This is a genomic window from Massilia glaciei (genome assembly GCF_003011895.2).
GTDB classification, from domain to species: domain Bacteria; phylum Pseudomonadota; class Gammaproteobacteria; order Burkholderiales; family Burkholderiaceae_D; genus Telluria_A; species Telluria_A glaciei.
On sequence record NZ_PXWF02000310.1, the window covers coordinates 78274 to 104365 of the forward strand.

The window sequence follows — 26092 nt, forward strand, 5'->3', positions numbered from 1 at the left end:
GCGAAATCGTCAAAATCTGTCCTCGCCCGGCACTTTTTTCGCTTCGACTCCCTAAGTCCGACAGGCTCCTAGGGGCGCGCTCGCGCGTATCGTCAGCTCGTGCTGACGTCATCCCCGCTGCCATCCACGTGATCCCCGCTGGCATCCACGTGATCCCCGCCGCCATCCACGTCATCCCCGCGAAAGCGGGGACCCATGCTGAGCTTGCCTATACGCGGAGTTCAAACCTTCAGACCCGGGAACTGTGCGTCTAAATTTTTGGAAGGCGCATAACTGCATGCTCATCATGGGTCCCCGCTTTCGGGGGGGCGTTGATTTTGAATCGCAAGTTGGCAGCGATGCGACTTCTAAAGCGATGTAGTGACCAATTCAGCGCATCGCCATGTCAAGGTTTTTATCCCGGACAGCAGTGCACGTTCGCGGGAAGTCATTCCTGCCAATGGCAGGAATGACGTGGCTCTTTTTGCGGCCCCCGCAGCCATTGTCTCGTCTATGCGCAGGACGCGCGCGAACACGCGTTCCCCGGCACCACCGACGCCGATATCGATACGTCCAAGGGAAGATAAATCTGCGCCAGAAGGCCGGCAACCGGGGCGAGCGCCCCGCGCAGCAGTAAACGCTCAAACGCTCAAACGCTCAAACGCTCAGGGCGCCTCCGGCTGCAAGGTCACATGGTCGATGCCATGGCGCGCCAGCAACATCGCCTTGACTTCGCGCAGCACCCGCGGCCACTGGTTCATGTCGCCGATCTCGAGGTGGCCGGTCAGGGCCGGCTGGCCCGGCGACATCTCCCACACATGCAGGTCGTGCACCGACACCACGCCTTCGATCAGGGCCAGGTCGGCGCCCACCTGCAGGTAGTCGATCTGGCGCGGCACGCCCTCCATCAGGAAGTGGTACGACTCGCGCAGGATTGCCACGGTCGATTTCAGGATGAGCAGCGAGACGAAGATCGACAGCAACGGGTCGATCTGCATCCAGCCGGTCAGGTGGATCACGGCGCCGGCCACCAGCGCCGCGATCGAGCCGAGCACGTCGCCCATCACATGCACCAGCGCGGCGCGCGTGTTCATGTTGTCGCTGTCCCTCGACAGGACCCATGCGACCCCGAGGTTGATCGCCAGGCCGACCGCGGCGACCACGAACACGACCGCCCCTTGCACCGGCTCGGGCGTGCTGAAGCGGTGCAGCGCCTCGAACGCGATCCATGCCACCAGCAGCAGCATCGCCAGCGCGTTGACGAACGCGGCCAGCGCCTCGGCGCGGCCGAAGCCGAACGAGTGGCGCGCCGAGGGCCGGCGCTTGGCGATCAGTTGGGCCAGCAGCGCCAGGCCGAGCGCGGCGGCGTCGGTGACCATGTGGCCGGCGTCGGAGATCAGGGCCAGCGAATTGGAGACAAAGCCGGCCAGCACCTCGACCACGGCGAAGCATAGTGTCAGGCCGAGCGCCCATGCCAGCGTGGCCTTGCTGCGCTGCTCGCTGAAGTGGGCATGCTTGGCGTCGCCCGCGTGGTGGGCGTGCAGGTGGGAGGAGGGGGACTGGTCTTTTGTTTGCATCGGTGGCGTCAACTGTAAAGGATGCTGTTAGTGTAATGGAAAGGGGTGGCCGGCCGCTCGCGGCGGCGCGTTTTTCGCGGGCCCGGCGCAAGACGCTTTTGCCAAAAAAAACTGGCTTGGAACTGTCTTGAAAAAAGCACTTGTTTTTCTCGGAATGGCTCTCTATAATGCTGGTCTTCGGGCGGTTAGTTCAGCTGGTTAGAATACTTGGTCGACATCCAAGGGGTCGGGGATTCGAATTCCTCACCGCCCACCAGAATTTTTTTTAAGTGAAGTATCATAAGCAGTATAGAAGTCAAAAAGCAAGAGCGAGAAAGGCACCATGGTTATGACACCGCGAACTACAACGGAGTTGTTCCAGCGACGCTAGTCGAGGTGGATTCTTTTGCTCCAAGAAAAGATAAACGCGGCTTAGCCCGCGTTTTTTTTCGTCCGCATTTTCGTAAATCACTTTGTAAATTATTCCGCAATTTAATTGTTGGTCCTATAGTTTGTCTTTGTTCAGGAGAACAGCATGGTTTCAGTCCGCCTTCCCGATGGTTCCGAGCGCCAATTCGACGGCCCAGTCACCGTAGCCCAGGTCGCCGCCAGCATCGGCGCCGGCCTGGCCAAGGCGGCGCTCGCCGGCAAGGTCGACGGCAAGGTGGTCGACACCTCGCACCTGATCGAGCAAAACGCCGAACTGGCCATCATCACCGACAAGGACCCGGAGGGGCTCGACGTGATCCGCCATTCGACGGCCCACTTGCTCGCCTACGCCGTCAAGGAACTGTTCCCCGAGGCGCAGGTCACGATCGGCCCCGTGATCGAAAACGGTTTCTTCTACGATTTTTCGTACAAGCGCCCGTTCACGCCCGAAGATCTGGCCGCGATCGAAAAGAAAATGGCCGAGCTCGTCAAAAAGGACGAGAAGGTCACGCGCTCGGTCATGCCGCGCGACGAGGCGGTCGCCTATTTCAAGTCGATCGGCGAGCACTACAAGGCGGAGATCATCGCCTCGATCCCGGCCAACGAGGACGTGTCGCTGTACGCCGAGGGCGGCTTCACCGATCTGTGCCGCGGACCGCACGTGCCCAACACCGGCAAGCTCAAGGTCTTCAAGCTCATGAAGCTGGCCGGCGCCTATTGGCGCGGCGACTCCAAGAACGAGATGCTGCAGCGCGTCTACGGCACCGCCTGGGCCAAGAAGGAAGACCAGGAACTGTACCTGCACAACCTCGAGGAGGCCGAAAAGCGCGACCACCGCAAGCTCGGCAAGCAGCTCGACTTCTTCCATTTCCAGGACGAGGCGCCGGGTCTGGTGTTCTGGCATCCGAAGGGCTGGTCGATCTGGCAGCAGGTCGAGCAATACATGCGCCACAAATACCAGGTCAACGGCTACCAGGAGGTGAAGGCGCCGCAGATCCTCGACCGCACGTTGTGGGAAAAAACGGGCCACTGGGAAAACTACCGCGAGAACATGTTCTCGACGGACTCGGAAAACCGGTCCTACGCGCTCAAGCCGATGAATTGCCCCGGCCATGTGCAAATTTACAACGCCGGCATGCGCAGCTACCGCGACCTGCCGGTGCGCTACGGCGAGTTCGGCCAGTGCCACCGCAACGAGCCCTCGGGCGCGCTGCACGGCATCATGCGCGTGCGCGGCTTCACCCAGGACGACGGCCACATCTTCTGCACCGAGGAGCAGATCGAGGGCGAGGTCACGGCCTTCCACGCGCAGGCGATGGAGGTGTATGGCGACTTTGGTTTCAGCAACATCGACGTCAAGCTGGCGCTGCGCCCGGACAACCGGATCGGCTCCGACGAGGTGTGGGATGTGGCCGAGGAGTCGCTGCGTTCGGCGCTGCGCGCCTGCGGCGTGAGCTGGACCGAGTTGCCGGGCGAGGGCGCGTTCTACGGTCCGAAGATCGAATACCACCTCAAGGACAGCCTTGGCCGTCCGTGGCAGGTCGGCACGATGCAGGTCGATTTTTCGATGCCGGGCCGGCTTGGCGCCGAGTACAAGGCCAGCGACGACACCAAGAAGGTGCCGGTCATGCTGCACCGCGCGATCGTCGGCTCGCTCGAGCGCTTCATCGGCATCCTGATCGAGAACTGCGCCGGCGCCATGCCGCTCTGGCTCGCGCCGGTGCAACTTGCGGTGCTCAACATTTCGGACGCGCAAGCCCAATACGCAAAGGAATTGGCGGCCAAGTTGATCAAATCGGGGTTCCGCGTTCACCTCGATTTGCGGAACGAGAAGATAACCTATAAAATACGCGAACATTCCGTCCAAAAACTGCCGTATATCCTCGTGATAGGCGACAAAGAGCGGGATGCCAACACTGTGGCCGTGCGAGCGCGGGGCAATATCGATCTGGGCGTCATGTCCGTCGATGCCTTAGTCGAACGTCTCAAACACGAGATCGACGCCAAAGCTTAACGAGGAAACTCGCAGCGCGGCTTATTCATCAGATATTAAAAGGAAACAACATAGCTACTGACAAGTCACATCGCATCAACGGCGAGATCACCGCCCCTGAAATGCGTCTATCCGGGGTCGAAAACGAGCCGCTCGGCATTGTGAGCCTGGCCGAAGCTTTCCGCCTGGCCGAAGAAGCGAACGTCGATCTGGTGGAAATCGCGCCGACCGCGCAGCCACCGGTTTGCCGTTTGATGGACTACGGCAAGTTCAAGTATTCGGAGCAGAAGAAGGCCCACGAAGCGAAGCTGAAGCAGAAGATCATCCTCGTCAAGGAAGTCAAATTCCGTCCGGGCACCGATGACGGCGACTACAACATCAAGTTGCGCAACCTGATCAAGTTCCTCGACGAGGGCGACAAAACCAAGATCACGCTGCGCTTCCGCGGCCGCGAGATGGCCCACCAGGACATCGGCTTCCGCATGCTCGAACGCCTCAAGGCCGATCTTGAGCCGTACGGCCAAGTCGAGCAGTTCCCGAAGATGGAAGGCCGCCAGATGATCATGATTCTGTCGCCAAAGAAGAAAAAGTAAGAGCAGAAAGTCGAAAATGGGGTCAGAGTCGAATTGTTTGCAATTGTTGCAAATAATTCGACTCTGGCCCCATTTTTTTTGCCCCATTTTTTTGCAATTGTTGCAAACAATTCGACTCTGCCCCTATTTTTTTGGTTCGCCGCTTGGGTGAACTGTGATAAAATCTGCGCTTCCTGTTTTTCTTAGCGGGAAATGTACGATGTGGCGGACTCGCATCCGCCGCAAACAAGTGAAAGCAGGCATCTAAGTGCAGCAGTTTGTTGCCACCTGCAATCCTGTTAAATAATGGAGCTGTCTCAAGGACAGAACTGCTATGCCTAAAATGAAGACCAAAAGCTCTGCGAAGAAACGTTTTCGCGTGCGTCCAGGTGGAACCGTCAAGTCGGGTCACGCTTTCAAGCGCCACATCCTGACCAAGAAGACCACCAAGAGCAAGCGCCAATTGCGCGGGATCACCAATGTCGATGCAGCTGACGTCCGTTCCGTCATGCGCATGATGCCAACAGCCTAACCTCATACCAAGGAGATACTATGCCTAGAGTAAAACGTGGGGTTACAGCTCGTGCCCGTCATAAGAAAATTCTTGTACAAGCTAAAGGCTACCGTGGTCGCCGCAGCAAGGTATATCGCGTCGCCAAGCAAGCAGTCATGCGCGCCGGCCAATATGCCTACCGCGATCGCCGCAACAAGAAGCGCGTGTTCCGTCGCTTGTGGATCGCCCGTATCAACGCCGCTTCCCGTGAGCATGGCGTGACGTACAGCGTGTTCATGAACGGCCTGAAAAAAGCAGCGATCGAACTGGACCGTAAAGTCCTGGCCGACATGGCTGTGATGGACAAGCCGGCGTTCGCCGCCATTGTCGCCGCGGTAAAGGCAAAGATCGCCGCGTAAGCACGGTCATTGTTTGATTGCGAGCGCCGCCCCCGGGTGGCGCGAAAAGAGCGGGGCAAAGGTTCAAACCTGTGCCCCGTTTTTGATTGTGGCGCCCGGCGCCCGTCCCCGTACAAAGCACAGGAATAACATGAACCCGCTGGAAGAACTGGTCGCCTCCGCGCAGGCTGATTTTATCGCCGCCGACGACGCCGCCGCGCTCGAAAACGCCAAAGCCAAATACCTGGGCAAGACCGGCCAGATCACCGAACAGATGAAGGGGCTCGGCAAGCTCGACCCGGAACAGAAAAAAATCCAGGGCGCCGTCATCAACGGCGCCAAGGTGCGGATCGAGGCGGCGCTGACGGCCCGGCGCGACGCGTTGGCCGACATCGTGCTGCAGGCGCGCCTGAACGCCGAGGCGATCGACGTCACGCTGCCCGGGCGCGGGCGCTCGATGGGCGGGATCCATCCGGTCATGCGCAGCTGGGAGCGGGTCGAGGAGATCTTCCGCTCGATCGGCTTCGACGTCGCCGACGGCCCCGAGATCGAGACCGACTGGACCAACTTCACGGCCCTCAACAGCCCCGAGAACCATCCGGCGCGCTCGATGCAGGACACCTTCTACATCGACGACAAGGACGCCACCGGCAAGCCGCTGCTGCTGCGCACCCACACCAGCCCGATGCAGGTGCGCTACGCGCGCACCCACACCCCGCCGATCAAGGTGATCGCGCCGGGCCGCACCTACCGCGTCGACAGCGACGCGACCCACTCGCCGATGTTCCACCAGGTCGAGGGCCTGTGGATCGCCGAGGACATCAGCTTCGCCGACCTCAAGGGCGTGTACCTCAATTTCGTCAAGGCCTTCTTCGAGACCGACGACCTGCAGGTGCGCTTCCGCCCCTCGTACTTCCCGTTCACCGAGCCGTCGGCGGAGATCGACATCGCCTTCGGCAGCGGCCCGCTCAAGGGCAAATGGCTCGAGGTCTCGGGCGCCGGCCAGGTGCATCCGACGGTGGTCAAAAACTTCGGGCTGGACCCCGAAAAATTCATCGGTTTCGCGTTCGGCTCCGGCCTCGAGCGCCTGACCATGCTGCGCTACGGGATCAACGACCTGCGCCTGTTCTACGAGGGCGACCTGCGTTTCCTCAAGCAGTTTAACTGACCTCGGCGGGCGCGCCCGGCGCCCCGCTCCCGCTCCACACCGAATCTTGTCGCACAAGGCTGAGAAAAATATGCAATTTTCCGAAAACTGGCTCCGCACCATGGTCGACCCGAAGATGACTTCGGACGAACTGGCCCACCTGCTCACCATGTCCGGCCTCGAGGTCGAGGAGGTCGAGGCGGTCGCGCCGCCGTTCTCGAACGTGGTCGTGGCCGAGGTGATGGAGGTGGTGCGCCACCCGAACGCGGACCGGCTCAATGTCTGCAAGGTCAATGTCGGCACCGGCACCCACCTCAACATCGTGTGCGGCGCGCCCAATGTGCGCGCCGGCATGAAGGCCGTGTGCGCGATGGCCGGCGCGGTGCTGCCGCCGGGCCTTGATGGCAAGCCGTTCGAGATCAAGGTGGGCGAGCTGCGCGGGGTCGAGTCGCAGGGCATGATGTGCTCGGCGCGCGAACTCAAACTGTCGGACGAGGCGGCCGGCCTGCTCGAGTTGCCGGCCGACGCGCCGGTCGGCCAGAACATCCGCGACTACCTCGCCCTCAACGACCTCAAGTTCACCATCAAGCTGACCCCGAACAAGGCCGACTGCCTGTCGGTGCTGGGCGTGGCGCGCGAGGTCTCGGCGCTCACCGGCGCCGCGCTGCACGTGCCGACCGCGCGCGCGGTCGCCGTCACCAGCGACGAGGTGCTGCCCGTGACGATCGGCGCGCCGGACCTGTGCGGGCGCTTTTCGGGGCGCGTGATCCGCGGCCTGAACGCCAAGGCGGCCACGCCCGACTGGATGCGCCAGCGCCTCGAGCGCAGCGGCCAGCGTCCGCTGTCGGCGCTGGTCGACATCTCGAACTACGTCATGCTCGAACTGGGCCGTCCGTCGCACGTGTTCGACCTCGCAAAAATCGACGGCGCTCTCGAGGTGCGCTGGGGGCGCAAGGGCGAGACGCTCAAACTGCTCAACGGCAGTACGGTCGAGGTCGACGAATGGATCGGCGTGATCGCCGCAGGCGGCCAGCTCGAGTCGCTCGCCGGCATCATGGGCGGCGACTCGGCCGCCGTCTCGCTCGAGACCGAGGACATCTACCTCGAGGCCGCGTTCTGGTGGCCTAACGCGATCCAGGGCCGCGCGCGGCGCTTCAATTTCTCGACCGACGCGGCGCACCGCTTCGAGCGCGGCGTCGATTTCGCCACCACGGTCGAGCACATCGAGCGCATCACCGCGCTGATCGTCGAGATCTGCGGCACCTTTGCTACCCGCGTCGGCCCGGTCGACGACCAGAGCGTCAACCTGCCCAAGCGCGAGCCGGTCGTGATGCGCACCGCGCGCGCGCAAAAGGTCATCGGCGTCAAGATCGACGACGCCATGGTGGCAGACATCTTCACCCGCCTCGGGCTGCCGTTCGCGCACAGCGAGGGCCGCTTCGCCGTGACGGCGCCGTCGTACCGCTTCGACATCGAGATCGAGGAGGACCTGATCGAGGAGGTCGCGCGCGTGTACGGCTTCGAGAACATCCCGGCCAACGCGCCGGTCGCGCCCAACACCATGCGCATCGCGCCCGAGGACACCCGTTCGATCTGGGCGGTGCGCCACCAGCTGGCCGACCTCGGCTACCAGGAGGTGGTCAACATGAGTTTCGTCGATGCCGCCTGGGAGCTTGATTTCTCGGCCAACCTTGACCAGATCAGGCTGCAAAACCCGATCGCGAGCCAGATGAACGTGATGCGCTCGTCGCTGATCGGCTCGCTCGTGGCCAATGTGCGCTACAACCTGAACCGCAAGGCGGGCAGGGTGCGCGCGTTCGAGGTCGGGGCCATTTTCAGGCGCAACGGCGCGGCCGTCGACGGCGCCCTGTCGGTGGCCGGTTTCGACCAGCCCAAGCGGGTCGGCGCGATCGCCTACGGCCCCGCGTTGGACGAGCAGTGGGCGGCGCCGGCGCGCGCGGTCGACTACTTCGACGTCAAGGCCGACCTCGAGGCGATGTTCGCGCCGCGCGTGCTGCGCTTCGTCAAGACCGCGCACCCGGCGCTGCATCCGGGCCGTTCGGCCGCGGTCGAACTCGACGGGGTTGAGATCGGCTTCATCGGCGAGCTCCATCCGCGCTGGCTGCAAAAATACGACCTGCCGCAGGCGCCGGTCCTGTTCGAGGTCGACGCGGCCGCGCTCCAGCACAAGCCGTTGCCAAGTTACAACGCGATTTCGAAGTTCCCGGGCGCCACGCGCGACCTGTCGCTGCTGGTGCCGCAGGCGCTCGCGGTGCAGGCGCTGCTCGACACATTCACCGCCGAGTTGCAGGTAATGCCCAATGGAAATATTGTGCAAGCCATTGTTTTGTTTGATGAATATCGCGGAAAAGGTCTCGCCGACGATGAAAAAAGCCTTGCATTCCGCTTTAGCTTGCAAGATACTCAAAACACCTTGCAGGACGATGTGGTCGACGCCGTTTTGGGCGCGATGACCGCGGCGGCCGTGCAAAAACACGAGGCGAGATTGCGTGCTTGACACTGACACTGACACTGACACTGACATTCACACCGACCTCGACCCATCCCGGACCACGCTTCAAATAAGGCAGGGCAGCATCATCAATAACAACGACGTTGATTCGGCCGTACTCCAGTCCGCCCTGGCGGCCGATTTGCACCGCGCCATGCTCGTGGCCAAGGTGCGCCAGGCGGCCGAGAAGGACTTGCCGACCCTGACCAAGGCCGAGCTCGCCGAGCTGCTGTTCGAGCAGGTCGGGCTCAACAAGCGCGAGGCGAAGGACATGGTCGAGACCTTCTTCGACGAGATCCGCAACGCGCTCGAACGCGGCGAGGCCGTCAAGCTGTCCGGTTTCGGCAATTTCCAGCTGCGCGACAAGCCGCAGCGGCCCGGGCGCAACCCCAAGACCGGCGAGGAAATCCCGATCACGGCGCGCCGCGTCGTGACCTTCCATGCGAGCCAGAAGCTCAAGGTCATGGTCGAAGAAACCAGCCCGCTGGCGCGCGCCGCCTGATTGAGCGAGCACCAACTGGCATCAGGCCGCGGCGCCCCGCGGCCCGGGTTTCCACCGGAGTCCAATTGATATGAACGACCGCCCCAGCAAGACCGATCTCGTGGTGTTGCCATCGATTCCCGCCAAGCGCTATTTCACGATCGGCGAGGTCAGCGAATTGTGCGGCGTCAAACCGCACGTGCTGCGCTACTGGGAACAGGAATTCACGCAGCTCAAGCCGGTCAAACGCCGTGGCAACCGCCGCTACTACCAGCACCACGAGGTGCTGCTGATCCGCCGCATCCGTGAACTTCTGTACGAGCAGGGCTTCACGATCAGCGGCGCTCGCAACAAGCTCGACAGCCGGGCCGGCCAGGCCCCGGAGGCGGAAGGCGTTGGCGCGCCGGCGGCCCGCCCGGCGCCCGACTGCGCGGCGCTGCGGCACGAGCTCGGCGAGATCCTCGCGCTGCTCAGGGGCGCGCCGTAAAGCCGGATCGCCGCCGCGGTCTGTCGGCCGGCCCGCGGCGCGCTTTTACAGGTGAACTGAACACGCGGCTCGTGCGTTGTCTAACGTGCAGTGGAGCCGCACGCCGTGATGATAGAATCAACCATGCTTTTTCAAGCGCTGTTTTCAAAAGCCAATGACTCGACGCATGTGCAGCACGCCGGCAAGCAGTTCGCCGCGTGCGCTTTCCTGCAGCTAGAGAACTTAAAGGAAAGACGATGATACGCGTTGCCATTTGTGACGATCACCAGATAGTACGGGCAGGATTCAAACAGATTTTCTCCTCGGCCTCCGACTTCGACGTCGTGGCCGAGGGCGCGACCGGGCGCGAGGCGCTCGACATCGCGCGCCGCGAGATCTGCGACGTGCTCTTGCTCGACATCGCCATGCCCGACCAGAGCGGCATCGACATCCTGCGCACGATCCGCCAGGGCCAGCCCAATCTGCCCGTGCTCATCTTGTCTGGCTACCCGGCGCAGCAGTACGCGCTGAACCTGTTCAAAATGGGCGCCAATGGCTACCTCAACAAGGAGTGCGAGGCCGACGAGCTCAAAACGGCCGTGCGCACCGTCTTCCAGGGGCGCCGCTATGTGTCCTCGACGGTCGGCGAACTGCTCGCGCAAAGTTTCGACCGCGACCCCAACACGGCGCTGCACACCGAATTGTCCGACCGCGAGTTCCAGGTGTTCCTGCGCCTGGCCAAGGGCGCGACCGTATCCGACATCGGCGTCGCCCTGTCGCTGAGCATCAAGACGGTGTCGACCTACCGCACCCGCATCATGGAAAAAATGGGATTGCAGTCCAACAGCGACCTCACCTATTACGCGATGAAGAACAATCTGCTCGACTGAGAGGCGCCCGTTTATCCGCCTCCCGCTAAGCCGGCCCGAGAAGGCCGGCTTTGTTGCTTCTGAATAATATCTATTGTTAAAACCCCTCGTACCGCGCTCAACGCCGTCCAATAAACAACAACGTGCCCGCGCACGTCGCGCCGGGCGTGGCTGCGCCCGTGCGCGGTCCGGTCTATAATTGCCCCCAGACTTGTTCTGCGGCGAGCAAAAGGAAACACACGATGTATTTCACGACCGACCCGAAAGGCACGCCGACGCTGCCGTTCTACAAGACGATGTTGTGCCTGATCTGCGTGATGATCCTGATCGTCAACGGGGTTAGCCTGGTGCACAATCTCGCTTCGCTCAAGGGCGCCAACGAACTGCAAAGCCGCACCGCGCGCGTGATCGACCGGGTCCAGTACCTGAACGTGCTCATGATGGACGCCGAGAGCAGCCTGCGCGGCTATTTCCTGTCCGGCTCCGAGGTCTACCTCGGGCCCTTGCGCACGGCCGAGAAGGACACCGCGCCCCTGCTGGCCGACCTCGACGAGCTGCTCGTCGAGCATCCCTCGCAGCGCAAGAACCTGGCGCAGCTGCGCACCCTGGTCGAGCGCAAGCTGGCCGGCATGGGGCAGGCGCTCGCGGTCTACCGCGCCGGCGGGCTCGGCGACATCGTCAAGATCGCCGAAACGTCCGACAGCGGCAGCGCCATGGACGAGATCGGCCTGCAGGTGGTGATCATGGTGCAGGAGCAAAACGAGCTGCTGGCAGGCCGCAGCGCCGCCTTTTACGCGCAATACCAGAACGCCGCCATGCTCGGCGTGCTCATCAACGTGGCCGCGATCCTCGTCATCGTGCTGTTCTACCGCCTGATCCGGAGCAGCTTCGTGGCGCGCGTGGCGACCCAGCGCGCGCTTGTCAACGCCAACGAGAACCTCGAAACGACGGTCGCCATGCGCACCGAGCAGTTGTCGGTGCTGTCGCGCCACCTGATCAGCGTGAGCGAGGAGGAAAAGGCGCGCCTGGCGCGCGAATTGCACGATGAGCTGGGCGCCAACCTGACCTCGATCAATATGGACCTCAACGCCGTCTGCGACCGCCTGCGTGGGCGCGAGCCGGCGCTCGCGGCGATGCTCGATCGCGCGCGCGCGACCCTGGTCGGCACGGTAGAGCTGAAACGGCGCATCGTCGAGAACCTGCGGCCCAGCCTGCTGGACAACCTCGGCCTCGAGGCCGCGCTCAACAGCTATTGCGCCGAGTTCGGCAGCGTGACGCGGCTCGATTGCGAACTGCTCGTCGAGGGCGAGCTCGACGACGCGGGCCCGATGCAGGCGATCGCGGTGTTCCGGATCGTGCAGGAGGCGCTCAACAACATCGCCAAGTACGCGCAGGCGGGCACCGTCATCGTGCACCTCGCGCGCGCGCCGGCCGGCCTGTCGCTCGAGATCAGCGACGACGGCGTCGGCATCGATGTCGATGCGGCCAGCAAGCCAAAATCGCACGGGCTGCTTGGCATGCGCGAGCGCGCGATGCTGCTTGGCGGATATTTCAAAGTGGGGCGGGGCGTGAACGGGGTTGGAACCTGCGTCGAGGCGTTCATTCCACTGCCGGCGCAGGCGACGTCGCCGCATGTCGAGCTGGCGGCCGCGCCACTGCGCGCCGCCGAGGGGCTGGTTTGACGCCGTGACGGGGGCGGCCGGGGTCGGGTTCGCGCCCGCTTCAGACCCGGTTCAGGAACGTCGCAAATGCGGCGCGATCGGGGTTCGCTAACGGGGCAATCCCGGGGCAATCACGGCGCAATCGGGCTTCAAGACCGGTTCGAGCGCGGCGCAAGCGCGCAAGGCGCCGCCTGGTCCAAGCTGAATCCGGCCGCCCGGACCTCGCAGGGATTAAGCAACGCTCGATTCAGCGCGCCACGTCGGTCAGCAGGCGGTCGTATTCGGTTTTGGCGACCTTGTAGCATTCGCCCGCGTAGGCCTCGAGGCCATGCCGGTCGATGACCGTGATGTTGCCGCGGCGGTAGGTGATGAGCCCGTCGTCCTGCAGTTTGCCGGCGGCCGCGGTGATGCTTTCGCGGCGTACGCCGAGCATGATCGAGATGAGCTCCTGCGTGACCTTGAGTTCGTTCGACGGCGAGCGGTCGAGGCGGTCGAGCAGCCAGCGGCACAGCTTTTGTTCGATCGAGCTGTGGCGCCCGCCGACGGCGTTTTGGGCCATCTGCGCGAACAGCGCGTTGGTGTAGCGCATGAGCAGTTGGGGCAGGGCGCCGCCCTGGTTGAAGGCGTCGCGCAAAAACTGGGTCTTGAGGCGGTAGCCGTAGCCGGCGCTCTGGACGACGGCGCTGCACATGGCGCGCTCGCCCATGAACAAGGACATGCCGACCACGCCCTCGTGGCCGATCACGGCGATTTCGGTCGTGGCGCCGTCCTCCATGACGTACAGCAGGGAAACGATGGCGGTGGTGGGGAAGTACACGTTTTCGAGCTTGCTGCCGTACTCGAACAGTTCTTTGCCGAACGGCAGGGCGACCAGCTCGAGGTGCTCGGACAGCATTTCGAGGTCGGCGTGGGGCAGGGCGGCGAGTAATTCGTTTTGCTGGATGCCGCTGAAGCTGACGACGGGCTTGGAGGCGATTTTTAATTCCTGGGCACTCAAGGGAAGCTGATTGAGCGTTTGCGCCTTTTGCGCGGTCGCATCAAGTTGAGTATTGTTCATGTTTTCCCTCACTATTCTCTACACCACATCGGACGATCCGCCAACGCGGCACATGCCGGTCCCGCCCGGCCGGGCCAGGACGGTGGATCGCGCTGTGTGTACATTAAATCTATAGTCCGTTGCCGAACATAAGATTAGCAGTCGCCCCGGTGTAGGCTTGGGTCATATTATTTTGTGGGACTGGTCCTACTGGAGAAAAATGCGCTTTTTCGGCGTTTTTCCGCGTCCATGCATAAACTTTCGCTAACGGGCATGTCGAGCAGGCATCCCCGCCCGATCCCCCCCCTTGGGCGCGGGCATCAAATGCCCCATAATGCGCAACAGGGGGCGGCAGCGGGCCGCCGCCACGCACATTCACGGCGGATCGCATGCACGTACTACTGGTGGAAGACGACGCCATCCTGGCCGACGGCCTCACGCGCGTGTTGCGCGGCCACGCCATCGCGGTCGAGGTGGTCGCAAACGGCAACCTGGCCGACCAGCTGCTCAAGGGCAGCGCGGCCGACGTCGTCGTGCTCGACATCGGCCTGCCCGGCCTCGACGGCTTCGAGGTGGTGCGCCGCCTGCGCGCGCGCGGCAGCGTTCTGCCGGTGCTGCTGCTGACGGCGCGCGACGCGGTCGAGGACCGCGTGCGCGGGCTCGAGCTGGGCGCCGACGACTACCTGGTCAAGCCGTTCGCCACCGCCGAGCTGGTCGCGCGCATCCGCGCGCTGGCGCGGCGCAACGCGCCGCGCCCGGCCATGCTGGCGCTCGGCGCGCTCACGCTCGACACCGAGACCCGGCGCGCGCACGTCGGCGGGCGCCCCGTCGAGTTGTCGGTGCGCGAATGGGCGGTGCTCGAATACCTGCTGCACCACGCGGCACGGGTGGTGTCGAAGCAGCAGATCATCGACGCCATCCTGCCTTGGGGCAACGACCTGACCCTCAACGCGGTCGAGGTCTACATCTCGCGCCTGCGCCTCAAGATCGGCGAGGCCGGGGTCACCATCCGCACCATCCGCGGCTTCGGCTACATGCTTGAGCTGGCGTGAGATGAACAGCATCCGGGTGCGCCTGCTCAGGTGGCTGATCGGGCCGATCTTGCTGATCAACATCGCCGGCGCCGCGCTGGCCTACGTGCTGGCCTGGACCCCGGCCCAGCTGGCCTTCGACCAGGGCCTCGGCGACGCCGCCTCGGCCCTGCTGGCGCGCCTCAAGCCGGGCCCGGGCCGGCCGCTGCTCGACCTGCCCGAGCAGGCCGAGCAGGTGCTGCGCACCGACGCCACCGACGCCATCTATTTCGTGGTGCGCGACGGCGGCGGCCGGCTCGTCGCCGGCGACGCCGACTTCCCGGCGCTGGCCGGCGCCGCCGCCGCGCCCGCCTACGACGGCGTGATGCGCGCCGAGCCGGTGCGCATCGGCACGCTGACGGCGCGGGTCGGGCCGCACACGGTGCAGATCGGGGTCGCCAAGACGCTGCGCAAGCGGCTGCAGGTGCGCGCGGCGATCGTGCGCGCCCTTTTGCTGCTCGAGGGCATGTTCACGCTGGCCCTGGTCGGCCTGATCTGGCTGTCGGTGACCAACGGCCTCAAGCCGCTGTGGCGCCTGCGCGCCGACCTCAACGCGCGCGCCGGCGACGAGCTGGCCCCGATCGAGGCCGGCCAGGTGCCCTACGAGCTCGCGCCCGTGGTGACCGCCTTCAACGGCCTGCTCGGCAAGGTGCGCGCCGGGGCCCGGGCCCAGCAGGACTTCCTGGCCGACGTCGCGCACCAGCTGCGCACCCCGCTGGCCGGGCTCGCGCTGCAGCTCGAGTGGCTCAGCGCGCGCCACGCGAACGACCCGGAGTCGGTCCACTCGATCCGCCTGATGCTGCTCGCCGGCGAGCGTATGATCCGCCAGACCAAGCAGCTGCTCGCGCTCGCGCGCGCCGAACCGGCCCATTTCGAGAAGGCCCGCCTCGGCCAGCTCGACCTGGCCGCGCTGGTGCAGGAGTCGATCCAGTATTTCGTCGAGGAGGCGGGCAAAAAGGGCATCGACATCGGTTTCGACCTCGAACCGACCATGGTCGCGGGCGAGCGCTTCCTGCTGCGCGACCTGGTCGACAACCTGGTCGACAACGCGGTGCGCTACACGCCGCCGGGCGGCACCGTCACGGTGCGCGTGCGCGCCGAGGGCGGGGCGGGCCTGCTGCGGGTCGAGGATTCGGGGCCGGGGATCGCGCCGCACCGGCGCGTTCTGGTGTTCAACCGCTACGTGCGGCTCGACGAGAAGAGCAGCGGCAGCGGTCTGGGGCTGGCGATCGTGCGCGACATCGCGCTCGCGCACGGGGCCGAGATCGCGCTCGGGGACCATGCCGGCGGCGCCGGGCTGGTCGTCACGGTGCGCTTCCCGCGCGCCTGAGAGGCCGGCCGGCGCCCGCGCGCGCAAAAAAACAGGCCGCCTGGCGGCGGCCCGAAGCAAAAAGGGGCGGGGTCAAAGCGGGGCGCCGGCCTGATCGCCGGGCCCCGCCGGGCTTTCAGTCGCCCGAGGTGTAGATGTAGGTGCGCTTGCGCTTGCGCGAGATCGTCGTGCTTTTGAGCTGGGACTCGATCGGGCCGGTGACGCTTTCGCCCGTTTTCTTGACCGCGCCTATGATCACCGAGACGTACTTGCCGCCGACCTTGACGCTCGAGGCGAGCACCGGCGAGGGCGGCAGGCCGCCGCCGGCGAAGATCGACGAGCGGGTCCCGCCGCAGATGCCGTCGACGCCGATCGCGCCCGAGCCGTTGAGCAGGTTGACCCAGTAGCCGCGCGCCTCGCCCAGCGAGGTGGCGCAGGTGCCGACCGCGTCGGGCAGCGGACGGTTGGTGCTGAAGGTGGCCATGCCGCCGCTGATCAGGGCCGTGGTGACGGTCTGCTCGCCCGCCTGCAGGTCCATGAACCAGCCCTTCAGGCCCGAGCCCGGAATCGCCTTCGGCGCCGCGCAGCCGAGGTCGGTGGTGGCGTCGCGCATCGCGTCGAGGCTCTGCGTGGGGGTCGAGGCCGGCAGGGTCAGGTCGTCCGCGTACACATAGAAGCGGTTGGTCACGCCCGCGTAGGGGTAGTGCTTGGCCAGCGGATGCTCGCGGTCGCCGCTGCCGATGGCCACGTAGACGCTCGTCTTGGAGGTGAACAGCGCCGGCGCGAACAGGAATTTGCGTCCGGCCCCGGCCGTGGTCGAGGCCACCTTGCGCGACGGCAGCACGGTGATGCCGGCGAGGATAGGCAGCGCCACGCGGGTGGTCGGGCCGTCGATGAAGTCGACCCGGTAGATCCCGCCGCCGGTGGTCGCGGCGTACGCGTAGTCGGCCTTGCCGTCGTTGTCGATGTCCGACAGGCTGATGTCGCCGGCCACCGAGCGGTCGGTCGGGGCCGTGGCGAGGAGCGTGCCGTCCTGGGCGTCGAACAGGTAGATCGCGTTGCCGGTGGTCGAGCCGCAGGCGGGCGTCTTGCTGTCCTCGTCCTCGCACTCGTCGTAGCCGCCGCCGATGACCAGCACCGGCCTGGTGGTCGAATAGCCCTTGATGAAGGCCACCACCGGGGTCGACCAGGTCTGGCCGATGCCTTTCAGTTTGGCGTCGGTGCAGTCGGCGTCGCCGGCGTCGCGGCAGCCGGCCTTCCACATGAATTTCGGCGTGGTCCTGCTTTTCACGTCGATCGCGTAGAGCATGCGTCCGCCGCGGCGCATGGTCGGGTAGATCCAGATGTTGCTGTTGTTCTCATCCTGGTACACCCCGGTCGAGCCGTCAAAGAAGTAATCCTTGGGACTGGTGCCGCCGGTGTCGTTGTTGGCGTACCTGACCAGGTCGGTGTTGGTCTTGAGCCGCTCGAGTTTGCCGGCATGCTCGCTGGCCACGAAGGACCATTGCTCGACGCCGGAATCGGCGTCGACGGCGCGGAAGGCGCCGTCGTTGGCGCCGTAGTACACGGTGACCTGGTCGACGGCGGTGCCGCTGTAGTTGATCGGCAGCGGCCGCGAGTGGATCACGTCTCCGTGGATCGACGGCCGCGTCGTGGTCGCGGAGGCCTCGGCCGCCTTTTCCTTCATCATGTCCGCGCCCTTGGTGAAATCGACCAGCGCGGTGTCCCCAAGGCCGATCGTGGCGGCCGTGAACGGGACGAAATCGGCGCTTCCGTTCTGGGTCAGCATGTTCCGGTTGAGGTTGTTCATGGTGGCGTTGTTGGCCTTGATGTTGCCTTGGCGCAGCACCTGGGCGGCGCCGCCCTTTTCAACCTGCGGGCCGTCCGGCGCGTCCGAGTACGGCAGGTAATTGGCGCTGTCGCAGCTGCCGACCGGGTCCGGCTTCATGGTGATGCCGTCCCAGTAGCCCTTGCCGTCCTTGGCGCTGTCGGTGGTCCAATAGCTGTGGGCGCACGGGGTCACGAAGCCGGTCAGGCTGTTGACCGCGGCCAGGCCGTTCATGTCGCCGAGGTCGATCGAGCCACCCGCGCCCTTGATCAGCTGGTAGCGCTTGAGGTTGCCGAACCAGCGCGGCTTGGCTTCGGGGTCGGGACGGAACATGCCGATGAACACCTGGTTCGCGTTCTGCGAGCGGTTGGTCGCCGACACCGGCAGGCTGGTCGAGGCGAAGCTGCTGTTGATGGCCTGGATCTCGGAGAACACGCTGGTGAGCGCGTCGACGATCGCGTTCTGGTCCTTGGCGGCGAAGTACTTGCCGCCGCCGTGCTTGGCCATGCTCAGCAGCAGCGCGGTGTGATCGGCGCTCGGCTTCTTGTTGTACACGTCGATGGTGTAGGTGGTCACGAGCGGACGGAAGTCGCCCAGCGCCGCGCCCTTCATGCGCACGCCCTTCTGGTACAGCATCTTGGCCCACTCGTCGGCGTAGCGGCCCGGGACGGTGTCGGCGATGGTGCCGTCGCCGATGGTCGCGGTGGTCACGATGTCGGTGCTGACCACGTTGTACTGGTTGGTGTTGATGGCGCAGAATTTGCCGCTCGTCGAGGTCGGCGCGTTGTTGTAGGTGCAGCTGACATTGGCGATGCCGACGCACTGGCTGGCGTAGTCGTCCGTGCTGGCCGGCCCGCTCGCGTAGCAGCCGGTCGTCGTGCCGAGCACCTTGCTCGAGGTGTAGGCCGGCACCGAGGCGCTGCTGGTGCTCGTCGGCACCGCGCTTTGGGTGATCGTGTATTGGTTCTTGGGGGTGGCGGTGCGGGTGACCAGCACCTTGAACTTCTGGCCGCCGCAGCTGGCGCCGAGCGCGCCGTCGTAGGTGCACGTGTTGTTGGCCGGGCAGGTCGCGTCGAGCCCGCCCTTATCCGTGGTCGTGAGCTTGTTCCAGAAGAGGTTCGAGGTGCCGACGCCCTTGTAGCAGGCGCTCGCGAAAGCGTTCGCGGTGGTCGGCGTGGTGCTGCCGACGGCCGCGCCAACGCTGTAGGTGCACGAGTAGCTCGTCACCACGGTCTCGCCGCCGCTGGTGGTGCTGGTGCTGGCCGGGCACGCGAGGGTGCCGCGGTCGCCCGAGGGCACGTCCGCCGCGCTCGCGTAGAAGCCCGTGCTCGGGGCGGTGGTGGCGACGGCCGCGCCGACCACCGGTGCGGCGCCGCCGGCCGGGTGGTTGGTCGTCTGCACCACGGTGTAGCTGCTGGTGCCGGCGGCGCAGGTCTGGCCGGCGGCCGGGGCCGCCGCGCCGATGCTGCAGCCCTCGGAGGCGAGGGCGCACCGGGCGGCGTAGGACGCAATGCCGGCCTCGGCCGCGGCGCTGCTCGCGTAGCAGGCGGCCGTGGTGCCGAGCGTCCTGACCACCGGACTGGCCGTGCTGCTGATGGTCGAGGGCATCAGCAGCGGCGTCACGGCTGTGCCGTTGAGGTCGTTCAACGCGGCCAGATTGGGCGCCCCGTCCGGGGTCGGGCCGTTGGGGTCGGGGTTGCCGATGAAGATGATGAAGTTCTTGCCGCAGGTCTCGCCGGGATCGAGCGGCGACTTGAAGGTCCCGTAGGCCGAGGTGTAGCCGAACTCGTCGGCCCGGTCGGCGTCGGTCGCGCCCGGGGCGAACGCGCTGTCGCCGGCGAAGTAGTTGTGCGCGTCGTACATCAGGTTGCCGTAGCCCAGGCCCGAGGCGGCCTTCTCCCCGGGGCCGTTGATGGCGCCGTAGGCGGTCAGCATCTGGCCCTTGAGGTAGTTGTAGTTGCTGGTGCCGTCGGCGCGCAGCTCGGTCGGGCCCATCGGCAGCACGGCCGAGCGGATGAAGCCGCCGTTGTCGGATTTGGTGCCGTTGGTGACGAACTCCATCACCCCGACCCGCACGTCGGCGCCGAGCAGGGGCACCGACTGGATGATCGCCATCACCTCGGCCTCGCCCTGCTTCATGGGGGTGTTGCTGGGGGCGCCGCTGGTGAAGGCCTGGTCGTTGCGCGACCAGTTGGAGGTGTTGTCGAGCACGATCAGGATGCGCGGCTTGGCCGCGTTGCCCGCCGACTTGCCCGTGAAGATGTCGATGTCCTCGGCGATCGCGAGCGGCGCCGCGGCGAGCATGCTGGCACCGAGCGCGAGCGCCGCCAGTGTCGGTCCGTTGTAAATTTTCATGGCACCCTCTTTCATGGACAGAAGTTTTCTACTACGTTGTTGTCGACGCGGACCGCGACCCCCTGGGTCACGCTGACCTGCGCCTCGGTCAGCACATCGGTGGCCACGGCGGTGATGTCCCACGTGGTGTCCGAGCAATCCGAGTTGCCCGTGTTCGAGCCCTGGATGCCGGTCATCAGGTTGCCGTTGCTGCATTTGTCGTCGTCCGCGACCCCGAGCGTGAGGTCGTTGTTCTTGATCGCCTGGACCTTGGCGCACACCGGTGTCGGCGCCAGCACCACGTTGACGTCGGCCGTGCCGTCGCCGTTGCTGTCGACGCAGCGCTGGTTGGCCGGGCCGCAGGTGGCCGCGAGCGCCGCCGCCGGGTCGTCGGTGAAATTGGGCGAGCTGATGACCTCCTCGAGCGTCTCGCGCGCGGCCGCGATGGCCTCGTCGCGCTGCTGCATGTTGGCCACCACCTGCAGGTTCGATTTGCCCAGGTTGAAGCTGGTCAGGGCCAGCATGGTCAACAGCACGAGCATGATCAGGGCGGTGATCAATGTGATGCCGCGCTGGCGTTGCGGGCGCGGCGGGCGCGGGTGGCCGTTCATGGCATCCTCCTTCCGACCGGGTTGGCCATGCTGGCGACGGCCTGGAACACGTGCCGCTTGTAGCCGTCGGCCTTGGTGACGACGATGTCGTTGCCGTTGACGTCGGCGCCCAGCGTGTAGGTCTTGCCCGCCTTGTAGCCCGGGCTGGCCTGGAGGTTGCGCGCCAGCAGGCTGATCTTGACCGAGACCACGTCGCGCCAGCCCTGCGCCGTCGCCGGGCTGGCGCTGTAGCTGTCGGCCACGCCGTCGGCGGGGAGCGCGTTGTCGATGCCGTATTGCAGCTGCAGGTTCTCGATGCCCTCGACCAGAGGCACCACGTTGAACTCGAGCGCCCCGCCGTCGGTCGCCTCGAGCTCGGCGCGCTTGAGGGTCGGGATGCCGTCGCTGCCGACGCCGTTGTTGGCCACGTAATAGATGTGGACCAGGTAGCGCCGCACCACCGCCGTCGTCAGGCAATCCTTCCTGGTGCGCGTCATGGCCGTCTTGGCGATCGCGAGCGCGTAGTGGTCGCCGGCGTCGCCGCTGTCGAGTTCGAGCTTGTTGTTGCACAGCGAGGCCTGGAAGAACGGGCCGGGGTCGTCGACGCCGCCGCAGTTGGCCGCGCCGAGCACGCAGGTGCGCGCGTGGCGCACCACGATCGCGTCGGTGCCGGGCATGGCGTCGGTGATGCAGCCAAGCGAGGCCGAGCCGACGCTGTCGACGCCCTGCACGTGCAGCGGCAGGGCGGCCACGAGCGCCGCCTCGGTGACGGCGCATGGGTCGGGCAGCGCCAACGGCGTGGCCAGCGCGGCGGGCGAGTATTCGCCCAGGAAGCCGGCGTTGCGCAGGTCGTTGGTCAGGGTCGACATGGCGTAGCGGCCGTTCTCGATCTGGCGGTTGACCTTTTCGATCTCGGCCTGGGCGGCGCTGTTGTTGACGAACAGGGTCGTCATGCCGGCCATGATGATCAGCCCGATCGCGATCGCGACCATCAGTTCGACGAGCGAGAAGCCGCCGGCGCGCGCCGGCGCCCGTTTGGAGGGGGGGATGGGGGTGTGCATGGTGGTCCTGTTCAAAAACATTCGGGCGTGCCGGCCACCACGCGCGCGGTGATCACGCGCCGCATCGTGTCCTCGCCGTACTGGCCCTTGCCGCAGACCGGCGATGGCGGGATGGTCGCGTGCAGGCCCTGCCACGCCACGCTGACGAGGTAGATGCCGCGCACGCACGACACGCCAGGGTTCGACACGCGCGCCTGGATCTGGGTGACGCAGCCGCGCGCGCCCGTCATGGCGCCGAGATTGCTCGCGTCGGTCCCCTTCTCGCTGCCGCCGAGCAAGGCCAGGCTCCATTCGCACCGGTCGCGCGCGCCGCCCGCGGCCACCCCGGCGCAGGAGGTGACGGTGTCGCCGGCGCCGTAGGTCGCGCCCACGTACGAGCCGGCGTTGACGTAGTTGCCGTTCATGCGCGCCTGCATGTCGGCCAGCAGGATCACGGCCTGGGCGCGCTGGTACGATTCGAGCGAGCCGATCTGCACTTTGGACTGGAAGGCGGCCAGGCCGAGCAGGCCGAAGGCGAGGATGACCATGGTCACCAGCACTTCGATCAGGGTGGTGCCGTCGTGGCGGCGGGGGCGGTGGTTGGCCATGGTGTCAGCAAGCTAGTTTGGTGATGAGCGGGCGCCCGCTCAGGTCGGCCGTGACGCAGCGCAGGTTGTCGCTGCCGTCGACGACGATGTTGAAGACCGGCGCGTCCGAGCCGCTGATGCGGCCGTTGGCCAGATAGGTCACGGTGGCCGGCGCGACGATCGTGGTGGTCTTGAGCGGCTCGTGCTCCTCGAGGACCACGCCGGCCTGGGTCGGGTTCATGATGCGCCAGCCACTGGCCCACTGGTTGGCATCGATCGGCGCGAGCGTGACCGGGGTGTTGCGCTTGATCGCCTCGCCGCGGGTGCGCACCAGCGCCGTGTAGATGTCGCTGCTGACGGTCTTGAGGCGCTGGTTGGCGACCATTTCGCGGAACGAGGGCAGCGCCACCGCGCTCAGCACGCCCAACACCGTCAGCGCGACGAGGAGCTCGATCAGGGTGAAGCCGGCGGCGCGGCGCGCGGCCGGCGGCTGGCCTACCGGCTGGCCTACCATTTGTCGCTCGGTGTCTTGGCGCCCGTGCTACTGAGGGTGAGGCCGCCGTCGCTGGCCTGCCTGCTGCCGGTCACGGGCGTGGCCGTGATCAGGAACGACGGCGGCAGGGTGGCGTTGAAGGCCGCGATGGTCACCGCGTACTTGCCCGAGACGGCCATCGGCGGCGTCAGGGCCAGTTCCGTGGTGCTGGTCGCGTAGCGCCGGCTGTCGTTGATGTAGGTGGCCTGGGCCTGGCCCAGTTCGAGCATGTAGGCCTGGGCGGCGGCGCGGTTGCTCTTGATCATGTGCGCCGTGTACGAGGGATACGCGATGGCCGCGAGGATGCCGATGATGGCCACGGTGATCATCAATTCGATCAGCGTGAAGCCGTTGTGGCGCGGCCGCGGAAAAAAGGGGGGGCGGGGGGGGCGCAAAATGCGGGTTTGGCTCATGGTCGGCTTTCGCGGGGACGGCGTGGGAATTTCAATATGTTTCCCAGTATAAACATACTAGCTTGCATTTGCCTGAATCTTTGCTGACAAAATGCTGACAATGCAACATTTATCCGCCCGGCGCGGGGCGCCGGCCGATCGGCGCTCTGGGGGAATGGCCCCGCTTCTGCTAAAATCACCGGTTTTCCGCAAGGGCCCTCCCGGGCTCCACTATGGCAAACGACCTCGACATGACCTCGCCGGCCCCGTCCGACACCCCAGAGAGCACCGGCCACAAGCCGGCCGCCGCGATCGCGCGCGAGGTGGCGCGCCGGCGCACCTTCGGCATCATCTCGCACCCGGACGCGGGCAAGACCACGCTGACCGAGAAGCTGCTGCTGTTCTCGGGCGCGATCCAGCTCGCCGGCACCGTCAAGGCGCGCAAGAGCGGGCGCCACGCGACGTCCGACTGGATGGAGATCGAAAAGCAGCGCGGCATCTCGGTGGCCAGCTCGGTGATGCAGTTCGAGCACCGCGACCACGTGATCAACCTGCTCGACACCCCGGGCCACCAGGACTTTTCCGAGGACACCTACCGCGTGCTCACGGCGGTCGACTCGGCCCTGATGGTGATCGACGCGGCCAAGGGGGTCGAGGCCCAGACCATCAAGCTGCTGGCCGTGTGCCGCATGCGCGACACCCCGATCGTGACCTTCATGAACAAGCTCGACCGCGAATGCCGCGATCCGCTCGAGCTGCTCGACGAGCTCGAATCGGTGCTCAAGATCGAATGCGCGCCGGTGACCTGGCCGATCGGCATGGGCAAGAACTTCCGCGGCGTGTACCACCTGCTGCGCGACGAGATCATGCTGTTCAAGGCCGGCGACGAGAAGGCCGAGCAGGCCTTCGAGGTGGTCAAGGGGATCGACAACCCGCGCCTGTCGGCCATGTTCCCGCTCGAGATCGAGCAGCTCAAGATGGAGGTCGAGCTGGTGCACGGGGCCTCGCACCGGTTCGACCTCGAACGCTTCCTGGCCGGGATCCAGACCCCGGTGTTCTTCGGCTCGGCGATCAACAACTTCGGGGTGCGCGAGATCCTCTCGGCGCTGGTCGACTGGGCCCCGGCGCCGCGCGCGCGCGACGCCACCGTGCGCGTGGTCGCGCCGGCGGAGCAGCCGTTCTCGGGCTTCGTGTTCAAGATCCAGGCCAACATGGACCCGGCCCACCGCGACCGCATCGCGTTCCTGCGCGTGTGCTCGGGGCGCTTCGAGCGCGGCATGAAGGTCAAGCACCTGCGGCTCGGGCGCGAGATCAAGGTGTCGTCGGTGGTGACCTTCATGGCGTCCTCGCGCGAGCAGGTCGAGGAGGCCTTTGCTGGCGACATCATCGGCCTGCCGAACCACGGCAACATGCAGATCGGCGACAGCTTCTCCGAGGGCGAGATGCTGCAGTTCACCGGCATCCCGTACTTCGCGCCGGACTTCTTCCGCTCGGTGCGCATCCGCAACCCGCTCAAAATCAAGCAGCTGCACAAGGGCCTGCAGCAACTCGGCGAGGAGGGCGCGGTGCAGGTGTTCAAGCCGGTCCAGGGCGGCGAGCTGGTGCTCGGCGCGGTCGGGGTGCTGCAGTTCGAGGTGGTGGCCAGCCGCCTGCTCAACGAGTACGGGGTCGACGCCGTGTTCGAGGGCACCAGCATCAGCAGCGCGCGCTGGGTCAGCGGCGACGACAAGCGGGTGCTGGCCGACTTCGAGGCCGCGCTCGGCCACAACGTGGCCTACGACGCGGCCGGCAACCTGGCCTACCTGGCCACCTCCAACGTCAACCTGCGCCTGACCGAGGAGCGCTGGCCCAAGCTGGTGTTCCACGCCACGCGCGAGCACGCCGTCAGGCTGGCCTGACGGCCCCGGCGGGGGCGGGCGCCGGCGCGGCCGGCGGCCACTGCCCGCGCCGCTCGCGCAGCAGCGCCGTCAGCTCGCCGGCCGCCATCGGCCGCGCGAAATAGAAGCCCTGCACGATGTCGCAGCCGGCGCCGCGCAAAAAATCGAGCTGGGCGCGCGTCTCGACGCCCTCGGCCACCACCGTCATGCCCAGGCTGTGCGCCATCGCGATGATCGCCGTGGCGATCGGCTCGCCGTCGCCGGGCACGTCGCGCACGAAGCTGCGGTCGATCTTGAGCTGGTCGATCGGGAACCGCTTGAGGTAGGCCATCGACGAGTAGCCGGTGCCGAAGTCGTCGATCGAGAGGTGGATGCCGGCGTTCTGGAAGCGCTGCATCAGGTCGACATTGGCGTTCACGTTCTCCATCAGCACGCCCTCGGTGATTTCGAGTTCGAGCAGGCCGGCCGGCAGCTTCGACTCGCGCAGCGCCGCGCTGATGTCGTCCATCAGGGACGCCTCGCGCGCCTGGCGCGCCGACAGGTTGACCGCCACGTGTTCGATGGTGTCGAGCAGGCCGAGCCCGCGCCAGGCGGCGGCCTGGCGGCAGGCCGTCTGCAGCACCCAGCGCCCGAGCGCGACGATGAAGCCGCTCTCCTCGGCCACCGGGATGAATTCGGACGGGCCCACGTGGCCCAGTTCCGGGCAGTGCCAGCGCGCCAGCGCCTCGACCCCGACCACGCGCCCGCTGGCCAGTTCGATCTGCGGCTGGTAGTGCAGCCGCAGCTCGCCCTCGGCCAGCGCGCGGCGCAGGTTGGCCTCGATCTTCATGCGCTTCTGGGCGCGCCGCTCCATCTCCGGGTCGAACAGCGCGAACCGGTTCTTGCCGCCGGCCTTGGCGTGGTACATGGCGCTGTCGGCGCTGCGGGTGAGGGTGCGCGCG

The 26092-nt window shown here is 65.9% G+C and carries 22 protein-coding genes and 1 tRNA gene; 14 read left to right on the forward strand and 9 right to left on the reverse strand.

Features of this window, described 5'->3' with window-relative positions; genetic code table 11:
- Positions 1 to 644: 644 nt before the first annotated feature.
- Positions 645 to 1556: a cation diffusion facilitator family transporter gene (locus C7C56_RS24450; RefSeq protein WP_106759954.1), complete on the reverse strand. Its 912-nt coding sequence runs from the start codon at positions 1554 to 1556 to the stop codon at positions 645 to 647.
- 179 nt (positions 1557 to 1735) lie between these two features.
- Between C7C56_RS24450 and C7C56_RS24455 the strand changes: the two genes are divergently transcribed.
- The 11 genes from C7C56_RS24455 to C7C56_RS24505 all read left to right on the forward strand — a co-directional run bounded on the left by C7C56_RS24455 (position 1736) and on the right by C7C56_RS24505 (position 12577).
- Positions 1736 to 1812 (forward strand) — tRNA-Val (locus tag C7C56_RS24455).
- A gap of 258 nt (positions 1813 to 2070) precedes the next feature.
- Positions 2071 to 3978, forward strand: a complete 1908-nt coding sequence (gene thrS, locus C7C56_RS24460) for a threonine--tRNA ligase (RefSeq protein ID WP_106759955.1) — start codon at positions 2071 to 2073, stop codon at positions 3976 to 3978.
- 32 nt (positions 3979 to 4010) lie between these two features.
- On the forward strand, positions 4011 to 4550 hold the full coding sequence (infC, locus tag C7C56_RS24465) for a translation initiation factor IF-3 (RefSeq protein WP_106759956.1): 540 nt from the start codon (positions 4011 to 4013) through the stop codon (positions 4548 to 4550).
- A 313-nt stretch (positions 4551 to 4863) separates the two neighbouring features.
- Positions 4864 to 5061 (forward strand): 50S ribosomal protein L35, encoded by a 198-nt coding sequence (gene rpmI / locus C7C56_RS24470; protein WP_106759957.1) that lies wholly within the window; start codon positions 4864 to 4866, stop codon positions 5059 to 5061.
- Between the two features lie 20 nt (positions 5062 to 5081).
- Entirely contained in the window at positions 5082 to 5441 is a 360-nt protein-coding gene (rplT, locus tag C7C56_RS24475) for a 50S ribosomal protein L20 (protein WP_106759958.1), read from the forward strand.
- Positions 5442 to 5571: 130 nt separating this feature from the next.
- Positions 5572 to 6588 carry a phenylalanine--tRNA ligase subunit alpha gene (gene pheS, locus C7C56_RS24480; protein WP_106759959.1) on the forward strand — a complete coding sequence of 339 codons (1017 nt, stop codon included), beginning with the start codon at positions 5572 to 5574 and terminating at the stop codon, positions 6586 to 6588.
- Between the two features lie 70 nt (positions 6589 to 6658).
- Positions 6659 to 9085: a phenylalanine--tRNA ligase subunit beta gene (pheT, locus tag C7C56_RS24485; RefSeq protein ID WP_106759960.1), complete on the forward strand. Its 2427-nt coding sequence runs from the start codon at positions 6659 to 6661 to the stop codon at positions 9083 to 9085.
- Positions 9086 to 9233: 148 nt separating this feature from the next.
- Positions 9234 to 9581, forward strand: coding sequence for an integration host factor subunit alpha (locus C7C56_RS24490; protein ID WP_106759961.1), 348 nt, complete (start codon positions 9234 to 9236; stop codon positions 9579 to 9581).
- Positions 9582 to 9651: 70 nt separating this feature from the next.
- Positions 9652 to 10047 (forward strand): MerR family transcriptional regulator, encoded by a 396-nt coding sequence (locus C7C56_RS24495; RefSeq protein ID WP_106759962.1) that lies wholly within the window; start codon positions 9652 to 9654, stop codon positions 10045 to 10047.
- Positions 10048 to 10283: 236 nt separating this feature from the next.
- Positions 10284 to 10916: a response regulator gene (locus C7C56_RS24500; protein ID WP_106759963.1), complete on the forward strand. Its 633-nt coding sequence runs from the start codon at positions 10284 to 10286 to the stop codon at positions 10914 to 10916.
- A 221-nt stretch (positions 10917 to 11137) separates the two neighbouring features.
- Positions 11138 to 12577 carry a sensor histidine kinase gene (locus tag C7C56_RS24505; protein WP_106759964.1) on the forward strand — a complete coding sequence of 480 codons (1440 nt, stop codon included), beginning with the start codon at positions 11138 to 11140 and terminating at the stop codon, positions 12575 to 12577.
- Positions 12578 to 12803: 226 nt separating this feature from the next.
- Here C7C56_RS24505 and C7C56_RS24510 read toward each other — a convergent pair whose 3' ends face one another.
- Positions 12804 to 13613 (reverse strand): Crp/Fnr family transcriptional regulator, encoded by an 810-nt coding sequence (locus C7C56_RS24510; protein WP_106759965.1) that lies wholly within the window; start codon positions 13611 to 13613, stop codon positions 12804 to 12806.
- A gap of 368 nt (positions 13614 to 13981) precedes the next feature.
- On the opposite strand from C7C56_RS24510, the gene C7C56_RS24515 reads away from it, so the two are divergent.
- Complete coding sequence (locus tag C7C56_RS24515; RefSeq protein WP_106759966.1) at positions 13982 to 14644, forward strand: response regulator transcription factor; 663 nt, start codon at positions 13982 to 13984, stop codon at positions 14642 to 14644.
- Position 14645: 1 nt separating this feature from the next.
- Positions 14646 to 15992, forward strand: a complete 1347-nt coding sequence (locus C7C56_RS24520; protein WP_106759967.1) for a sensor histidine kinase — start codon at positions 14646 to 14648, stop codon at positions 15990 to 15992.
- A 115-nt stretch (positions 15993 to 16107) separates the two neighbouring features.
- Here the strand turns inward: C7C56_RS24520 and C7C56_RS24525 are convergent, their stop codons facing one another.
- From C7C56_RS24525 to C7C56_RS24550, 6 genes are read right to left on the reverse strand one after another with little or no spacing between them, the layout of a single operon-like run.
- Positions 16108 to 20154: a pilus assembly protein gene (locus C7C56_RS24525; protein ID WP_106759968.1), complete on the reverse strand. Its 4047-nt coding sequence runs from the start codon at positions 20152 to 20154 to the stop codon at positions 16108 to 16110.
- A gap of 11 nt (positions 20155 to 20165) precedes the next feature.
- Positions 20166 to 20744: a pilus assembly PilX family protein gene (locus tag C7C56_RS24530; protein ID WP_106759969.1), complete on the reverse strand. Its 579-nt coding sequence runs from the start codon at positions 20742 to 20744 to the stop codon at positions 20166 to 20168.
- Positions 20741 to 21784 carry a PilW family protein gene (locus C7C56_RS24535; protein WP_181373339.1) on the reverse strand — a complete coding sequence of 348 codons (1044 nt, stop codon included), beginning with the start codon at positions 21782 to 21784 and terminating at the stop codon, positions 20741 to 20743. Before C7C56_RS24535 ends, C7C56_RS24530 begins: the two co-directional genes overlap by 4 nt.
- A gap of 11 nt (positions 21785 to 21795) precedes the next feature.
- The gene (locus tag C7C56_RS24540; protein WP_106759971.1) at positions 21796 to 22371 is read right to left on the reverse strand and encodes a type IV pilus modification PilV family protein; all 576 of its coding nucleotides are present in this window, start codon (positions 22369 to 22371) and stop codon (positions 21796 to 21798) included.
- 4 nt (positions 22372 to 22375) lie between these two features.
- A complete protein-coding gene (locus C7C56_RS24545) occupies positions 22376 to 22864 on the reverse strand; it encodes a GspH/FimT family pseudopilin (RefSeq protein ID WP_106759972.1) in 489 nt (162 codons plus the stop codon).
- The gene (locus C7C56_RS24550; RefSeq protein WP_106759973.1) at positions 22858 to 23295 is read right to left on the reverse strand and encodes a type IV pilin protein; all 438 of its coding nucleotides are present in this window, start codon (positions 23293 to 23295) and stop codon (positions 22858 to 22860) included. The genes C7C56_RS24545 and C7C56_RS24550 overlap by 7 nt, the downstream gene beginning before the upstream one ends.
- A gap of 212 nt (positions 23296 to 23507) precedes the next feature.
- Here C7C56_RS24550 and C7C56_RS24555 point away from each other — a divergent pair, with 212 nt between their 5' ends.
- On the forward strand, positions 23508 to 25172 hold the full coding sequence (locus tag C7C56_RS24555; protein WP_106759974.1) for a peptide chain release factor 3: 1665 nt from the start codon (positions 23508 to 23510) through the stop codon (positions 25170 to 25172).
- Here C7C56_RS24555 and C7C56_RS24560 read toward each other — a convergent pair.
- On the reverse strand, positions 25159 to 26092 hold a 934-nt coding region (locus C7C56_RS24560), incomplete at its 5' end, for a putative bifunctional diguanylate cyclase/phosphodiesterase (protein WP_146204630.1). The genes C7C56_RS24555 and C7C56_RS24560 overlap by 14 nt on opposite strands.

What these genes read in the sequence shown, in the direction of transcription:
- C7C56_RS24450 (WP_106759954.1), bottom strand. Translation starts at nt 1,556, where the DNA reads ATGCAAACAAAAGACCAGTCCCCCTCCTCCCACCTGCACGCCCACCAC.
- C7C56_RS24545 (WP_106759972.1), bottom strand. Translation starts at nt 22,864, where the DNA reads ATGGTAGGCCAGCCGGTAGGCCAGCCGCCGGCCGCGCGCCGCGCCGCC.
- C7C56_RS24505 (WP_106759964.1), top strand. Translation starts at nt 11,138, where the DNA reads ATGTATTTCACGACCGACCCGAAAGGCACGCCGACGCTGCCGTTCTAC.
- C7C56_RS24525 (WP_106759968.1), bottom strand. Translation starts at nt 20,154, where the DNA reads ATGAAAATTTACAACGGACCGACACTGGCGGCGCTCGCGCTCGGTGCC.
- thrS (WP_106759955.1), top strand. Translation starts at nt 2,071, where the DNA reads ATGGTTTCAGTCCGCCTTCCCGATGGTTCCGAGCGCCAATTCGACGGC.
- C7C56_RS24520 (WP_106759967.1), top strand. Translation starts at nt 14,646, where the DNA reads ATGAACAGCATCCGGGTGCGCCTGCTCAGGTGGCTGATCGGGCCGATC.
- C7C56_RS24550 (WP_106759973.1), bottom strand. Translation starts at nt 23,295, where the DNA reads ATGAGCCAAACCCGCATTTTGCGCCCCCCCCGCCCCCCCTTTTTTCCG.
- pheT (WP_106759960.1), top strand. Translation starts at nt 6,659, where the DNA reads ATGCAATTTTCCGAAAACTGGCTCCGCACCATGGTCGACCCGAAGATG.
- pheS (WP_106759959.1), top strand. Translation starts at nt 5,572, where the DNA reads ATGAACCCGCTGGAAGAACTGGTCGCCTCCGCGCAGGCTGATTTTATC.
- C7C56_RS24500 (WP_106759963.1), top strand. Translation starts at nt 10,284, where the DNA reads ATGATACGCGTTGCCATTTGTGACGATCACCAGATAGTACGGGCAGGA.
- C7C56_RS24535 (WP_181373339.1), bottom strand. Translation starts at nt 21,784, where the DNA reads ATGCACACCCCCATCCCCCCCTCCAAACGGGCGCCGGCGCGCGCCGGC.
- rpmI (WP_106759957.1), top strand. Translation starts at nt 4,864, where the DNA reads ATGCCTAAAATGAAGACCAAAAGCTCTGCGAAGAAACGTTTTCGCGTG.
- rplT (WP_106759958.1), top strand. Translation starts at nt 5,082, where the DNA reads ATGCCTAGAGTAAAACGTGGGGTTACAGCTCGTGCCCGTCATAAGAAA.
- C7C56_RS24555 (WP_106759974.1), top strand. Translation starts at nt 23,508, where the DNA reads ATGGCAAACGACCTCGACATGACCTCGCCGGCCCCGTCCGACACCCCA.
- C7C56_RS24510 (WP_106759965.1), bottom strand. Translation starts at nt 13,613, where the DNA reads ATGAACAATACTCAACTTGATGCGACCGCGCAAAAGGCGCAAACGCTC.
- C7C56_RS24540 (WP_106759971.1), bottom strand. Translation starts at nt 22,371, where the DNA reads ATGGCCAACCACCGCCCCCGCCGCCACGACGGCACCACCCTGATCGAA.
- C7C56_RS24515 (WP_106759966.1), top strand. Translation starts at nt 13,982, where the DNA reads ATGCACGTACTACTGGTGGAAGACGACGCCATCCTGGCCGACGGCCTC.
- C7C56_RS24490 (WP_106759961.1), top strand. Translation starts at nt 9,234, where the DNA reads ATGCTCGTGGCCAAGGTGCGCCAGGCGGCCGAGAAGGACTTGCCGACC.
- C7C56_RS24495 (WP_106759962.1), top strand. Translation starts at nt 9,652, where the DNA reads ATGAACGACCGCCCCAGCAAGACCGATCTCGTGGTGTTGCCATCGATT.
- C7C56_RS24530 (WP_106759969.1), bottom strand. Translation starts at nt 20,744, where the DNA reads ATGAACGGCCACCCGCGCCCGCCGCGCCCGCAACGCCAGCGCGGCATC.